Origin of the sequence: Candidatus Competibacter phosphatis, from assembly GCF_012939995.1 — a bacterium.
Taxonomy (GTDB): domain Bacteria; phylum Pseudomonadota; class Gammaproteobacteria; order Competibacterales; family Competibacteraceae; genus Competibacter; species Competibacter phosphatis.
In genome coordinates this window covers 46,917-59,745 of the sequence record NZ_SPMZ01000027.1, presented here as the reverse complement: position 1 = coordinate 59,745, position 12,829 = coordinate 46,917, and the positions used below count along the sequence as shown (strand labels likewise).

Annotated in this window: 12 protein-coding genes, 1 tRNA gene, 1 other RNA gene and 1 pseudogene; 14 read left to right on the top strand and 1 reads right to left on the bottom strand. The window is 62.3% G+C overall.

Features of this window, described 5'->3' with window-relative positions:
- The 12 genes and pseudogenes from infB to E4P82_RS10160 form a co-directional block, all read left to right on the top strand.
- Nucleotides 1-2,253 (top strand): translation initiation factor IF-2 (gene infB, locus E4P82_RS10215; RefSeq protein ID WP_169248778.1); only part of this gene is annotated, 2,253 nt, incomplete at its 5' end.
- Between the two features lie 25 nt (nt 2,254-2,278).
- Nucleotides 2,279-2,683, top strand: coding sequence for a 30S ribosome-binding factor RbfA (gene rbfA / locus E4P82_RS10210; RefSeq protein WP_169248777.1), 405 nt, complete (start codon nt 2,279-2,281; stop codon nt 2,681-2,683).
- Nucleotides 2,680-3,601 (top strand): annotated as a pseudogene (gene truB, locus E4P82_RS10205) (tRNA pseudouridine(55) synthase TruB). Before rbfA ends, truB begins: the two are co-directional and overlap by 4 nt.
- A 90-nt stretch (nt 3,602-3,691) precedes the next feature.
- Nucleotides 3,692-3,961, top strand: coding sequence for a 30S ribosomal protein S15 (gene rpsO, locus E4P82_RS10200; protein WP_169248776.1), 270 nt, complete (start codon nt 3,692-3,694; stop codon nt 3,959-3,961).
- 37 nt (nt 3,962-3,998) lie between these two features.
- Nucleotides 3,999-6,080: a polyribonucleotide nucleotidyltransferase gene (gene pnp / locus E4P82_RS10195; protein ID WP_169248775.1), complete on the top strand. Its 2,082-nt coding sequence runs from the start codon at nt 3,999-4,001 to the stop codon at nt 6,078-6,080.
- Between the two features lie 96 nt (nt 6,081-6,176).
- Nucleotides 6,177-6,266 (top strand) — tRNA-Ser (locus E4P82_RS10190).
- A 38-nt stretch (nt 6,267-6,304) separates the two neighbouring features.
- An RNA gene (gene ffs, locus E4P82_RS10185) (signal recognition particle sRNA small type) lies at nt 6,305-6,401 on the top strand.
- Nucleotides 6,402-6,478: 77 nt separating this feature from the next.
- Nucleotides 6,479-8,062 (top strand): DNA polymerase III subunit gamma/tau, encoded by a 1,584-nt coding sequence (dnaX, locus tag E4P82_RS10180; RefSeq protein ID WP_169248774.1) that lies wholly within the window; start codon nt 6,479-6,481, stop codon nt 8,060-8,062.
- A 53-nt stretch (nt 8,063-8,115) separates the two neighbouring features.
- Nucleotides 8,116-8,451, top strand: coding sequence for a YbaB/EbfC family nucleoid-associated protein (locus tag E4P82_RS10175; RefSeq protein WP_169248773.1), 336 nt, complete (start codon nt 8,116-8,118; stop codon nt 8,449-8,451).
- Between the two features lie 7 nt (nt 8,452-8,458).
- Nucleotides 8,459-9,055, top strand: coding sequence for a recombination mediator RecR (gene recR, locus E4P82_RS10170; RefSeq protein ID WP_169248772.1), 597 nt, complete (start codon nt 8,459-8,461; stop codon nt 9,053-9,055).
- Between the two features lie 19 nt (nt 9,056-9,074).
- Nucleotides 9,075-9,419 (top strand): histidine triad nucleotide-binding protein, encoded by a 345-nt coding sequence (locus tag E4P82_RS10165; RefSeq protein WP_169248771.1) that lies wholly within the window; start codon nt 9,075-9,077, stop codon nt 9,417-9,419.
- Between the two features lie 138 nt (nt 9,420-9,557).
- Nucleotides 9,558-10,136 carry a c-type cytochrome gene (locus E4P82_RS10160; RefSeq protein ID WP_246327502.1) on the top strand — a complete coding sequence of 193 codons (579 nt, stop codon included), beginning with the start codon at nt 9,558-9,560 and terminating at the stop codon, nt 10,134-10,136.
- A 5-nt stretch (nt 10,137-10,141) separates the two neighbouring features.
- Here the strand turns inward: E4P82_RS10160 and E4P82_RS10155 are convergent, their stop codons facing one another.
- A complete protein-coding gene (locus E4P82_RS10155) occupies nt 10,142-12,022 on the bottom strand; it encodes an ATP-binding protein (RefSeq protein ID WP_169248770.1) in 1,881 nt (626 codons plus the stop codon).
- A gap of 66 nt (nt 12,023-12,088) precedes the next feature.
- Between E4P82_RS10155 and E4P82_RS10150 the strand changes: the two genes are divergently transcribed.
- Together E4P82_RS10150 and E4P82_RS10145 are read left to right on the top strand one after the other, a co-directional pair.
- Complete coding sequence (locus E4P82_RS10150) at nt 12,089-12,466, top strand: hypothetical protein (RefSeq protein ID WP_169248769.1); 378 nt, start codon at nt 12,089-12,091, stop codon at nt 12,464-12,466.
- A gap of 93 nt (nt 12,467-12,559) precedes the next feature.
- Complete coding sequence (locus E4P82_RS10145) at nt 12,560-12,826, top strand: hypothetical protein (RefSeq protein ID WP_169248768.1); 267 nt, start codon at nt 12,560-12,562, stop codon at nt 12,824-12,826.
- Nucleotides 12,827-12,829 lie beyond the last annotated feature (3 nt).

Here is a 12,829-nt window from a genome sequence, read left to right as displayed (position 1 = left end):
CGTCGCCGAGCCGAAGTCGAGGAAGAAGCCCGTCGCCGGGCNGAAGNCGAGGAAGAAGCCCGTCGCCGGGCCGAAGCCGAGGAGGAAGCTCGCCGCCGGGCGAAACAAGCCGCCATTCCCCAATCCGCCGAAACGACGGCTCGCCGAGTCACCGATACCGCGCCGGTATTGGTCCAGGTCGAGCGGCGCACCGAACCAAGCATGTCGGAAAGAGGCTTTAAAGCCGGGAAACCGCCAGAGTCGGCGTCGGAGCCAAAAGCGGCCAGAAGGCGTCCCGAGGTACCGGCTCGGAGCGCGCCCAAGCCACGCGGCGAGAGCGGAGCCAGCGCGCCGGGTCAGCGCCGAGAAGCGGGTAGTGGCGGGGAGCGGTTCTCGCCTGGGCGCGGTGAATCGAAGGAAGCGCTATCTAACAAGGCCGACCGGCGCAAACCCAGGAAGGGCAAGGGAGCGAAGTCTTCCGCGTCCGCGCCGCCGCAGCGGCATGGTTTTGCCAAACCCACCGCGCCAGTGGTGCGCGAGGTGGCGCTGCCCGAAACCATCAGCGTCGTCGATCTGGCCCAGAAGATGTCGGTCAAGGCCACCGAAGTCATCAAGACGCTGCTGAAGATGGGGATGATGGTCACCATCAACCAGATGATCGACCAGGAAACCGCCGCGCTGGCTGTCGAGGAGATGGGGCATACCTACAAGCTGCTCAACGAAAACGCGCTGGAAGAAGAGCTGATCGCCGAGACTGGCGGTACGGCGGTGCCGCGCCCGCCAGTGGTCACCATCATGGGGCATGTGGACCACGGCAAGACCTCGCTGCTCGATTATATTCGCCGAACCCGAGTCGCGGCCGGCGAAGCGGGCGGTATCACCCAGCACATTGGCGCGTATCACGTACGTACTCAGAAAGGCGTGGTCACCTTCCTCGATACCCCCGGTCACGCCGCGTTCACCGCCATGCGCGCGCGCGGCGCCAAAGCCACCGATGTCGTGGTGTTGGTGGTGGCGGCCGACGACGGCGTGATGCCGCAAACGATCGAAGCCGTTCAGCATGCCCGCGCCGCTGGGGTGCCGATCGTGGTGGCGGTCAACAAGATGGACAAGTCCGGCGCCGATCCGGAACGGGTCAAGAGCGAATTGTCGGCGCAGGGCGTCATCTCCGAAGAGTGGGGTGGTGATACTCTGTTTACCTATGTGTCCGCCAAGAGCGGCATGGGTGTGGACGAGTTGCTCGACCAGATCCTGGTACAGGCCGAGGTGCTGGAGCTACACGCGCCGGTGGATGGCTTGGCCAAGGGCGTGGTGATCGAATCGCGGCTGGACAAGGGCCGCGGCCCGGTGGCGACCGTGCTGGTGCAAAGCGGCACGCTGCACAAGGGCGATGTGATTCTGAGCGGTCTCGAATACGGCCGGGTGCGGGCCATGCTCAACGAGGCCGGGCAAAGCGTGAGCGAAGCGGGTCCTTCGATTCCGGTGGAAGTGCTCGGTCTGTCTGGCACTCCCAAGGCGGGTGATGACGTCATTGCGGTCGCCGACGAGCGCAAGGCCCGCGAAATCGCCCTGTTCCGCCAAGGCAAGGCTCGCGAGGAGCAGACTCGCAAGCCGGTGATGGATATCGACGGTATCTCCCGGCAGTTCGAGGCCGGGGAAATCAATATGCTCAACGTGGTGCTGAAGGCCGATGTCCAGGGTTCCGCCGAGGCCATCGTGGATGCGCTGACCCGCTTGTCCACCACCGAAGTGCAGGTCAAGATCATTGCCAGCGGCGTCGGCGGCATCAACGAGTCCGATATCAACCTGGCCAAGACCTCCAAGGCCATCATCATCGGTTTCAACGTCCGCGCCGACAGCGTCGCCAAGCGGCTGGCCGAAGAGGAAGGGCTGAAGCTGCACTATTACAGCATCATCTACGAACTGATCGACGACGTAAAACGCGCGATGGTCGGCATGCTCAAGCCCACCTTCAAGGAGGAGATCGTCGGTCTTGCCGAGGTGCGCGATGTGTTCCGTTCGCCCAAGTTCGGCGTGGTGGCCGGCTGCATGGTGGTGGATGGGGTGGTGCGTCGCAACAATCCGATTCGAGTGCTGCGCAACAACGTGGTGATTTTCGAAGGCGCGCTGGATTCGTTGCGGCGCTTCAAGGACGATGTCAGCGAAGTGCGTGCCGGGACCGAGTGTGGCGTGGGGGTGCGCAACTATAACGACATCCACCAAGGTGACCATATCGAAGTCTTTGAGCGGGTGCAGGTGGAGCGCACCTTGTAGCGGGACGCGGTGGAGCGATCGAGCGATGATGAAACCCTCCTCCCGCACCCGTCGGGTGGGTGAGCAGATCCGTCGGGAGCTGGCGGATCTGATTCGCGCTGAACTGCGCGATCCACGACTGACCCTGGTGTCGATGACCAGTGTCGAGGTCAGCCGTGACTTGGCGTACGCCCGGATTTACGTCACTTCGATGGGCGAGCCGGCCGAGCGGGCCGAGCAGGTCGCCGAACTCAACCGCGCCGCGCCGCTTCTGCGTCGCGAACTGGGTCGGCGCATGCACATCCGTATCGTGCCAAAGCTGGAGTTTCGCTACGACGAGGTGGTGGAGCGCGCCGCCCGGCTGTCGGCGCTGATCGATGCCGCAGTGGCCGCCGACGCCGTCCACCACCGCGACGAGCCGGCGGCGGACGACGCCGAGGAATCGGTGTGACCGGGCGTCGCCCGCGCCGTCCGGTGAGCGGCGTGCTGCTGCTGGACAAGCCGGTCGGTTGGACTTCGAATGCGGCACTGCAGGCGGTCAAGCACTTGTATCAGGCCGCCAAGGCCGGGCACACCGGCAGCCTCGATCCGCTGGCCAGCGGCCTGTTGCCGATTTGTCTGGGCGAGGCCACCAAGCTATCCGGTTTCTTGTTGAACGCCGACAAGGGTTATCGATTTACCTGCCGGCTGGGAGTGACCACCACGACCGGCGATGCCGAAGGTGAAGTGGTGGCCGTTCGTCCAGTGGGACCACTAAGCCGGGAATCGATGGAAGCGGCGCTGCGGCGATTCGTGGGCGCGATCCGGCAGATCCCGCCGATGTACTCTGCGCTGAAGCATAATGGCCAGCCGCTGTACAAACTGGCGCGCAAAGGCATGGAGGTCGAACGGGCGCCGCGCGAGGTGACCGTCCGCGAGCTGCATCTGCTGCGTCTGGATGACGAGGAGTTCGAGTGCGAATTGCGTTGTTCCAAGGGCACTTATGTGCGGACGCTGGCCACCGACCTGGGCGAGATACTGGGTTGTGGCGCGCACGTTACGGCGCTGCGCCGCACTGTGGTGGAGCCCTACGATGCCGCGAGGATGGTGACATTGGAGTCCTTGCGCGAGTGGGCCGAGCAGGGGTTGGCGGTGCTGGATACGAAGCTGTTGCCTTCGGACAGCGCGGTGACGCAGTGGCCAGCGGTGCGGAGTGGGGGGGGATGCCGCCTTTTACTTACGGCAGGGCCAGCCGGTGCTGGCGCCGCGCGCGCCTTCCCAAGGCTGGGTACGTTTGTACCAGGATGAACAGCGCTTTTTCGGCATCGGCGAAATCCTCGACGATGGCCGGGTCGCGCCGCGCCGGTTATTGGCCTGCGAGGTTCCGTGACAAGGTTTACTTGTTGCCCGACCTTGAATAAGGCTAACATTCTTTACTTTATTGAATTGACGGATCGAATCCGAATTGGAGTTTGACCTTATGCCGCTCAACATCGAACAAAAGACTCAGGTCGTGCGGGATTTTCAGCGCGGCCCTGTCGATACGGGCTCTCCGGAGGTGCAGGTTGCGCTGCTGACCGCCCGTATCAACGGCCTGCAATCGCATTTCAGCGATCATAAGAAGGATCATCATTCCCGCCGTGGATTGCTGAAAATGGTCAACCAGCGCCGCAAGCTGCTGGATTACCTGAAAAGGAAAGATCTGCAATGCTATCAGGATCTGATCAGCCGCCTTGGCCTGCGCCGCTGAGGTTTTCCATCGATCTTTTGTTGCATAGGACGCTTTCGTGACGCCCATCAAAAAAACTTTTCAGTACGGCCAGCACGCGGTGACGCTGGAGACCGGCGAGATCGCCCGGCAGGCCAGCGGCGCGGTGGTGGTCAACATGGCCGATACCGTGGTGCTGGTCACCATGGTCGCCGACCGGAAGACCAAGGAAGACCGGGATTTTCTGCCGCTGCGGGTGGACTACCAGGAGCGTAGCTACGCGGCGGGTCGTATTCCCGGCGGTTTTTTCCGCCGCGAGGGTCGTCCTTCCGAAAGCGAAATCCTGACTGCCCGACTGATCGATCGGCCGTTGCGCCCGCTATTTCCGGATGGATTCACTAACGAAGTGCAAATCGTCGCCACCGTGATGTCGTTGAACAATCAGGTGGATCCGGAAATCCCGGCGTTGCTTGGCGCGTCGGCGGCGGTGGCGCTGTCTGGCGTGCCGTTCCAGGGGCCACTCGGCGCGGCCCGGGTCGGGTACCGCGACGGTCAATACCTGCTCAATCCAACCCGCCGCGAGTTGAAGGATTCGCAGTTGGACTTGGTGGTGGCCGGGACCGAGCGGGCGGTGCTGATGGTGGAGTCCGAGGCCGATGAATTATCCGAGGCGGTCATGCTCGGCGCGGTCATGTTCGGTCACGAGCAGATGCAGGCCGCCATTCGCGCCATCAACGAACTGACGGCGGAAGCCGGCGCGCAATCGTGGAACTGGCAGCCGCCGGCCGATGACGCGGCGCTGGCGGACGCGGTGCGTGCCATCGCCGAAACCGCGCTGGCCGAAGCCTATCAAATTCCCGAGAAGCTGACCCGCCAGCAGCGAGTGCATGAAATCCACGAGCAACTGAGCGCGCAACTGACGGCTCAGGAACCGGGACGCTGGGCCACGCAGGCGATCGACGGCGCCTACTCGACGCTGGAAAGCGCGATCGTGCGCGGGCGCATCCTGTCCGGCCAGCCGCGTATCGACGGTCGAGATACTCGCACGGTGCGGCCGATTTCCATTCGGGTGGGGGTACTGCCGCGCGCTCACGGTTCGGCGCTGTTCACTCGCGGCGAAACCCAGGCATTGGTGGTGACCACGCTCGGCACCGACCGCGATGCCCAGATCATCGATGCCATCGAGGGCGAGTACCGCCAGCCGTTCCTGTTGCACTACAACTTCCCGCCGTATTCGGTGGGCGAGATCGGCCAGATCGGTAGTCCCAAGCGTCGGGAGATTGGGCACGGCCGCTTGGCCAAGCGCGGCGTGCAGGCGGTGATGCCCAAGCCGGAGAATTTTCCTTACACCGTGCGAGTCGTGTCGGAAATCACCGAATCCAACGGTTCCAGTTCGATGGCCTCGGTCTGCGGCGCCAGTTTATCGTTGATGGACGCCGGCGTGTCGATCAAGGCGCCGGTGGCGGGCATCGCCATGGGCCTGATCAAGGAGCAGGACCGTTTCGCGGTGCTGACCGACATCATCGGCGATGAGGATCATCTGGGCGATATGGACTTCAAGGTGGCCGGCACCACCACCGGGGTGACCGCCCTGCAGATGGATATCAAGATCGACGGCATCACCCGCGAGATCATGGAGCAGGCGCTGGCCCAGGCCCGCGAAGGGCGTTTGCATATTCTCGACAAGATGGGCGCGGTCATCGAAGCGCCGAAGCTGGAACTGTCCGAGTACGCGCCGCGCTATACCACATTGCGTATCAATCCGGAAAAGATCCGCGACGTGATCGGCAAGGGTGGCGTCACCATTCGTTCCATCACCGAGGAAACCGGTGCCACCATCGACATCACCGACGACGGCGTGGTGAAAATCGCCGCCGTGGACAAGGCGGCCGGCGACGAAGCCCGCCGCCGCATCGAACAGATCACCGCCGATGTGGAAGTCGGGCAGATCTACGAGGGCAAGGTGGTTCGGATCATGGACTTCGGCGCGTTCGTGGCCATTCTGCCCGGCCGCGATGGGATGGTGCATATTTCCCAGATCTGCGAGGAGCGCGTGCAGAGCGTGAGCGACAAACTGGCGGTTGGCGATGTGGTCAAGGTCCGGGTGCTGGAAATTGACAAGCAGGGCCGCGTGCGTCTGAGCATGAAAGGGCTGGACTGAGATCGGTAGCCGCCAGAGGCATGGTTTCTTGCCTTGGCACGGTTGCTTCGAGTATATTTCCATGTCTTGCCGTAACAGAAAACGCGGCAAGGTTTTGGAGAGATGGCCGAGCGGTCGAAGGCGCAGCACTGGAAATGCTGTTTAGGGGTAACTCTAACGAGGGTTCGAATCCCTCTCTCTCCGCCAGATCGACCCGTTCCCACTCTGGTTGCAATGGTGGCCCGTATCGGTCCCTCCGCGACGACAAACTGTGAACCCCGTCAGGCCCGGAAGGGAGCAGCGGCAGCAGTGGCCTCGGGCGCCGGGGTGTGGCTGATAGGGGCCGCCACCCACTCTCAAGATGCGTGGGTCAAGGATGACGGTAGGCTCACCGCTTTTGTTGCCATTGGAGGAGCCTCATGAGCTATCAGGTTCTGGCCCGCAAATGGCGCCCCCGCACCTTTCACGAATTGATCGGCCAGGAGCATGTGGTCCGTGCGTTGACTAACGCGCTCGACCGGCAGCGGCTGCATCACGCTTTTCTGTTCACCGGTACTCGCGGGGTGGGAAAAACCACCATTGCTCGGATTTTCGCCAAGTCGCTGAACTGCGAGATCGGTGTGTCCTCCACGCCTTGCGGGCAATGCGCCGCTTGTCGGGAAATCGACGCCGGCCGCTTCGTGGACCTGATTGAGGTCGATGCCGCCTCCCGCACCAAGGTTGAGGATACCCGCGAACTGCTGGAGAACGTGCAGTACGCGCCTGGCCGGGGTCGCTTCAAGGTGTACCTGATCGATGAGGTCCACATGCTGTCCGCGCACAGCTTCAACGCATTGTTGAAGACCTTGGAGGAGCCGCCGCCGCCCGTGAAGTTCCTGCTGGCGACCACCGATCCGCAGAAGTTGCCGGTCACGGTCCTGTCGCGCTGCCTCCAGTTCAACCTCAAGCGCTTGCCAGCAAGCCAGATTGCCGGATATCTGGATCAGGTTTTGGAGCGTGAGGAAATCTCCCGCGAGCCAGCGGCGGTGCGGCTTATCGCCCGTGCCGGCGACGGCAGCATGCGCGATGCCTTGAGCCTGCTGGATCAGGCGATTGCTTTCGGCGGCGGCCGAGTGGAAGCGGCCGCGGTTGAGGCCATGCTCGGCAGTATCGATCGGCGGCGGGTGGTGAACCTGCTGCGGGCGTTGGCGGCCGGCGAGGCGCCCGCAGTGATGCGGCAGGTTGCCGAACTGGACGAACTGGCCCCGGACTATGCGATGGTGCTGGCCGAACTGCTGTCGTTGTTGCAGCGGGTGGCATTGGCGCAGGTGCTGCCCGATGCCGTGCCGGAGGATGGCGTGGCCGATCCAGAGGAGCTGCGGCAATTGGCGCAAGCCTTGCCGCCGGAGGATGTCCAGTTATTCCATCAAATTGCCTTGTTGGGTCGGCGCGATCTGCCGTTGATGCCCGAGCCGCGCGGCGGCTTTGAAATGATCTTGCTGCGGATGCTGTGCTTCCGACCGGTGGCTTGGGAAGTCGCGACGCCGGTTCCAGCCGAGACAAGGCCCGTCCCGGTTCCGACCATCGCGCCCGCCTCGCGACCCGCGCCGCCGGCGAGTGAGGTTCCAAGCCAAGCAACCGCCTCGGAATGGGGTACTCTGGTCGGGCAGCTTAAACTGACCGGCATCGCCAAGCAGGTGGCGATGAATTGCGCCTTGATCGAGCGGCAAGGTAATGATTTTCGATTGGCCCTGGAACCCGGCCATGCCCAGTTGTTCAACAAGTCGATCGAGGATCGGCTGAAAGCAGCGCTGGAGCAACAACTGGGCGCACCGGTCGGTCTGCGATTTCAAGTGGGCGGCACGGTGGAGGACACCCCCGCCCGCCAGCGGTTCCAGCAACAGGCGGAACGACAGCAGGTTGCCGCCGAGCGGATCGCTCAGGACCCGCATGTGCGAGACATGCAGAAAACGTTCGGCGCGCAAATCGTGACGGTCCATCCGCTGGATGAGTCCGAGGGCTGACGATTCCTTATCGGCGGCCATGATCCCATTGCGACTGATTAAGGAGCGCAACGATGAAAGGTGGTTTGGGTAATTTGATGAAACAGGCGCAAAAGATGCAGGAAAATCTGCAAAAGGCGCAAGCGGAAATCGCGGCGATGGAGGTTGTCGGAGAATCCGGTGGTGGGCTGGTCAGTGTGGTCATCACCGGTCGCCACGAGGTCCGACGGATTCGGATCGACGACAGCTTAGTGGGCGATGACAAGGATATGTTGGAAGATTTGGTCGCCGCCGCGTTCAACGACGCCGTCCATAAGGTCGAGCGCACCATGCAGGAAAAGATGGGTGGCCTGACCGCTGGCATGGGTTTGCCGCCGGGCATGATGGGCGACTTGAAACTGCCGTTCTGACACTGGCGTGGCCGCTTCGCCGCTGCTGGTTCAGTTGATGGCGGCGCTCCGTTGCCTGCCGGGAGTGGGGCCGAAGTCGGCGCAACGGATGGCGCTGCATCTGTTGGAACGGGATCGCGATGGGGCCGCGCGCTTGGTCGAGGCGCTGCGAGTGGCGTTGGATCGAATCGGTCGTTGTCGGCTGTGCCGCGATCTGAGCGAAACCGAGATTTGCGCTTTGTGTGCCCACCCGCGCCGTGACCGTTCGCTGCTGTGTGTGATCGAAACACCGGCCGATGTGTTGGCCGTGGAGCAATCCACCGGCTTTCAGGGCTTGTATTTCGTGCTGATGGGCCATTTGTCGCCCTTGGACGGGATCGGGCCGGCGGAGTTGGGGCTGGAGATTCTGGAAGCGCGCCTAGATGAGGGCGAGGTGCGTGAGATGATTCTCGCCACCAATCCGACCGTGGAAGGTGAGGCGACCGCCTACTACATCGCCGAGCTGGCCCGCGAGCGCGGTATCCGCGCCACTCGCATCGCCCACGGCGTGCCGTTGGGAGGAGAATTGGAGTCCGTGGACGGCGGCACGCTGGCGCACGCCTTTGTCGGTCGTCGGGATTTGTGAGTCGAACGGAGCACCCATCATGAACGACTGTATTTTTTGCAAGATCGCCGCCGGTGAGATCCCCGCCGATATCGTCTACGACGATGGCGAGGTGTTGGCCTTTCGGGATATCAACCCCGAAGCGCCCGTGCATCTTCTGCTCATTCCCCGCCGGCATATTGCCACCCTGAACGATCTGAGCGAAGCGGACGCCGCGCTGGTTGGTCGGTTGTATTTGGCGGGCCAGCAGATAGCGATGGAATTGGGTGTGGCCGAAAGCGGCTACCGTACCGTGATCAATTGCAATCGCGATGCCGGCCAACTCGTCTTCCATATCCACATGCATTTGTTGGCGGGCCGGGAGTTGGGTTGGCCGCCGGGTTGAACCCTGTCGGCACAAGCGGATTCGCAATGCAAATCGTTTTCATCAGCAGTTGCCAGCGCCTCTCAATCCACGATCTATACTGATTTTCGCCGGAACTTGCCGGTCGTGTGAACGTGAGGCCAATAATGAAAAATTGTGTTGCGTATCCTTATCGGAATGCTGTTTTTCGCTTTTTTTTGCAAAAAGCTGGCGGTGGTCGGCTTGGTGGCGTTGGTCGTGGGTGGACCGCCGCTCTGGGCGGCGTCCGAGGGTGGCGACCTGGTTGCGCGTGGCGCTTATCTGATGGCGGCGAGCGGCTGCGCCGATTGCCATACGCCGATGAAAATGGGTCCCAAGGGTCCCGAGCCCGACCTGTCGCGCCATTTTTCCGGCCATCCAGAGCAACTCAAACTCTCGCCGCCACCCAAGGCCGATGCGTCCTGGGTCTGGTTTGGTTCCGCCACCAATACTGCCTACGCTGGTCCCTGGGGTATCAGTTACGCCGCCAATCTGACCTCGGATAAGGAAACCGGACTGGGTTCCTGGAAGGAAAGCGAGTTTGTCCAGGCGCTCAAAACCGGCAAGCACGCGGGGGTTGGTCGGCCGATCATGCCGCCGATGCCCTGGCAAGCGTTGTCTCATTTGACCGAGGACGATTTGCGGGCGATGTTTCGATATTTGCAAACCGTACCGCCGGTTCACAACCGAGTACCCGACTACCAGCCGCCCGCCCAATGACTTGATCAACGCCGCCCGGTTGCTGGACTGGGCGGTTCCTGTCCGAGCCACAAATCCAGATGGTCGAGCAGCAGCGCCTGTAGATCGGCATGGAAGCGACGAGCGGCGGCGGGCGTCAGCCGGTGCTGAGCATTGAGCAGCGCCCCGTGATACAAGCCGACGAGCAGCGGTCGGTAGCGCGGATTGTCGGGGTCGGGCAGTTCGCCCAGGCGTTGCACCAATGGATGATCCACATTCAGCAACAGCGTCAACGGTTGGCTCCGCAGGCGCTCGCGCACCTCCCCGGCCAATTCGGCCAGTCCCTCCAGTAGAAACGATTTTTCCAGTGCCCGCTCCATCTCATCGAAAGCAGCGACGCGCTGCCCGGCGAGTAGCGCCACGCTCAAGCTGGTGGGCTGGAAGCGACTGGCCCGTGCCCGCACTGGTATTTCCCGCTCCGACAGCGCCCGTTCGAGCGCCCGTTCCAATCGGACGTAAGCGATCTGTTCCGCCGTGTCCAGTCCTTGGTATAAGGTCGGGTCGTCCAGGCGATCCAGCGGCTTGAGCGTGACGGTGTCCGAGGATTGGCTGGCGTAACGGCGCAATAGGGTTTCGTCGAAGGGGCGGCCGGCGTTGATGGCCAGCAACTGGCGCGCTTGGCACAGGGCATAGAACTGATTGGCGTCGGCTTCATGAGTGAAGAAGTACAGCGATCGTTTGCCCTCAGTGGTCGCTGGCTGGCGCGAGAGATAGTCGGGCAGGGTCAACAGCCCCTGGTTGGTTTCGAACGGCAAGTGATCGAGCACCGCCGCGCCAAATTCCGCATGCCGCGCCGCCATGCCTTTGATGGCGTCGTGATGCCAGTCGCACAGTTGCAGGAAGCGCGGCCGGTCGCGGGTAGCCAGATCAAGCAGGGCGGCGACGATCGATGCGCCCAACGCTTCGCGCAGGGCATGATAAGCGGCGTCGCGCATGACGTTGTCGCGGGCGGCGGTCGGTTGCAGGTCGGGACAATCCAGTACCCCGCGCACGAATCGCGCCCACTCCGGTAGCAGTTCGGTATCGTTGGCGCGGATGCACATCCGAGCCTGGAACAAATCCACCGCGCCGCCGGCTGGTCCACCCGGCGTGTAGCGGGCGGGGATGAATAAGCCGCCGAGCGTGCGCGGTTGCGCCAGATCGATGGGAATCGTCAACAGTGGCGGGTCGGCGTAGCGTTGGCTCAAGAAGGCGCTCAACGACCGTTCTCGCTCACCGGGATCGCGCCAGTCCGGTTCGTGCCAGGGGGCGTTGACCGCGTTAATCGGACCGAAGCCGTTCAACAGGATCGGAAACGGCAGGAAATCGGCGTAGCGACGCACGATCCGATGGATCAGGCGACCATCGAGAAAGGCGGTTTGATTCGCTGCCAGCGTGACCGTCACTCGTGTACCGGGCGGTTGCGAGTTCGCCGGCAGGGCGTCCAGTTCGTAATCCTCGCCGCCGTGGTTGACCCAACGCCAGGCTTGCGTCGCCATCGGTTTGCGGGTTTGGACTTCGATCCGTTCCGCGACCACGAACGCCGACAGCAGGCCGATGCCAAACTGGCCGATGGTGGCGACCGCCACATCGCGAGCGGCCAGTTCGCGGGTGTGGCTGCCGGTGCCGGTGCTGCCGATGACGCTCAGAAATTCCTCGATGTCCCGCCGATCCATGCCGGTGCCGTTATCGCTGAAACTCAGGGTGCGATTGGATTCGTCCACCTCGATGCGAATCTCGCCGGGTGGTTCCGGGTCGTGGATGCGGCGCAACTGGATGCTGTCGTGGGCGTTTTGCAGCAGTTCGCGGATGAACACGTCCGGTTCCGGGTACAGACTCTTAGCCAGCAGTCGAACCAGACCTTGAAAGCTGGTACGCATCTTGGGCATGAGGCGGCCATCTCCTGGATTGCGTGGTAGTGCGGTAGGATGAGTGAAATACCGGAGGACAGTCTGATGCAACAAGAACCTCTCGACGGTAAACCAGCCACCACTAAGCCAAGCGATCAGGCGTTGCTGAATGCCTATTATCAGGAACCGATCAAGCAGGCGGAACGCTTTGCCGACTTGGCCAAGGAATTGTTCAAGGTGGAACTGGCGATTCCTGGAATTTACGCTGCCGTGCTGCGCTTGTCTGGCATGGAGCAGTCTACCAATCACAGCGCCGTATGGGCTGCGTTTGTATTCTGGACAGCAGCGTTGATCTTGACGCTACGGACAATTTTTTCCGCGCAAGTACGAGGTGCTGGAGAATGTTGTGTGTTTGAGCCGACCAATACCCCGCCAAGGACCATTCAGCATCGAGGAGTATTTTCAGAAGAGTATGCAGGATAAGCGGCGACAATCGTTATGGTCGATCCTGCTGTTTTGCGCGGGGATTGCCGCCGCCGTCTTGGCGGTGTTTGGATGAAGTGAGGAGAAATAGAGATGCGACAGGCTCTACAGGTTAAGTGCTGGAAGTGCAAAGATGCCTTTACGATGAGCGCCGAGCCTTCCCGAAAACTCGGCCCATTGGTAGAAGCGAAAATCTCTTGCCCTTTTTGTGAAGCGATCAATCAGGTCACGGTTCGCGCCGGTCAATTGAAATCCGTCATCTTGTATCGAGATGGCGAATCCGTCGAGGCGGTCGATCTGGACAAGCCCGGCGCTTTGCTGGGCCAAGTGTTTGAAGGCACTCCACCCGACGTGACTTAAGGG

Bases quoted from the DNA above. Each gene is read 5' to 3' on its own strand.
- rbfA (WP_169248777.1), top strand. From the start codon at position 2,279: ATGATGAAACCCTCCTCCCGCACCCGTCGGGTGGGTGAGCAGATCCGT.
- rpsO (WP_169248776.1), top strand. From the start codon at position 3,692: ATGCCGCTCAACATCGAACAAAAGACTCAGGTCGTGCGGGATTTTCAG.
- dnaX (WP_169248774.1), top strand. From the start codon at position 6,479: ATGAGCTATCAGGTTCTGGCCCGCAAATGGCGCCCCCGCACCTTTCAC.
- E4P82_RS10175 (WP_169248773.1), top strand. From the start codon at position 8,116: ATGAAAGGTGGTTTGGGTAATTTGATGAAACAGGCGCAAAAGATGCAG.
- E4P82_RS10165 (WP_169248771.1), top strand. From the start codon at position 9,075: ATGAACGACTGTATTTTTTGCAAGATCGCCGCCGGTGAGATCCCCGCC.
- E4P82_RS10155 (WP_169248770.1), bottom strand. From the start codon at position 12,022: ATGCCCAAGATGCGTACCAGCTTTCAAGGTCTGGTTCGACTGCTGGCT.
- E4P82_RS10150 (WP_169248769.1), top strand. From the start codon at position 12,089: ATGCAACAAGAACCTCTCGACGGTAAACCAGCCACCACTAAGCCAAGC.
- E4P82_RS10145 (WP_169248768.1), top strand. From the start codon at position 12,560: ATGCGACAGGCTCTACAGGTTAAGTGCTGGAAGTGCAAAGATGCCTTT.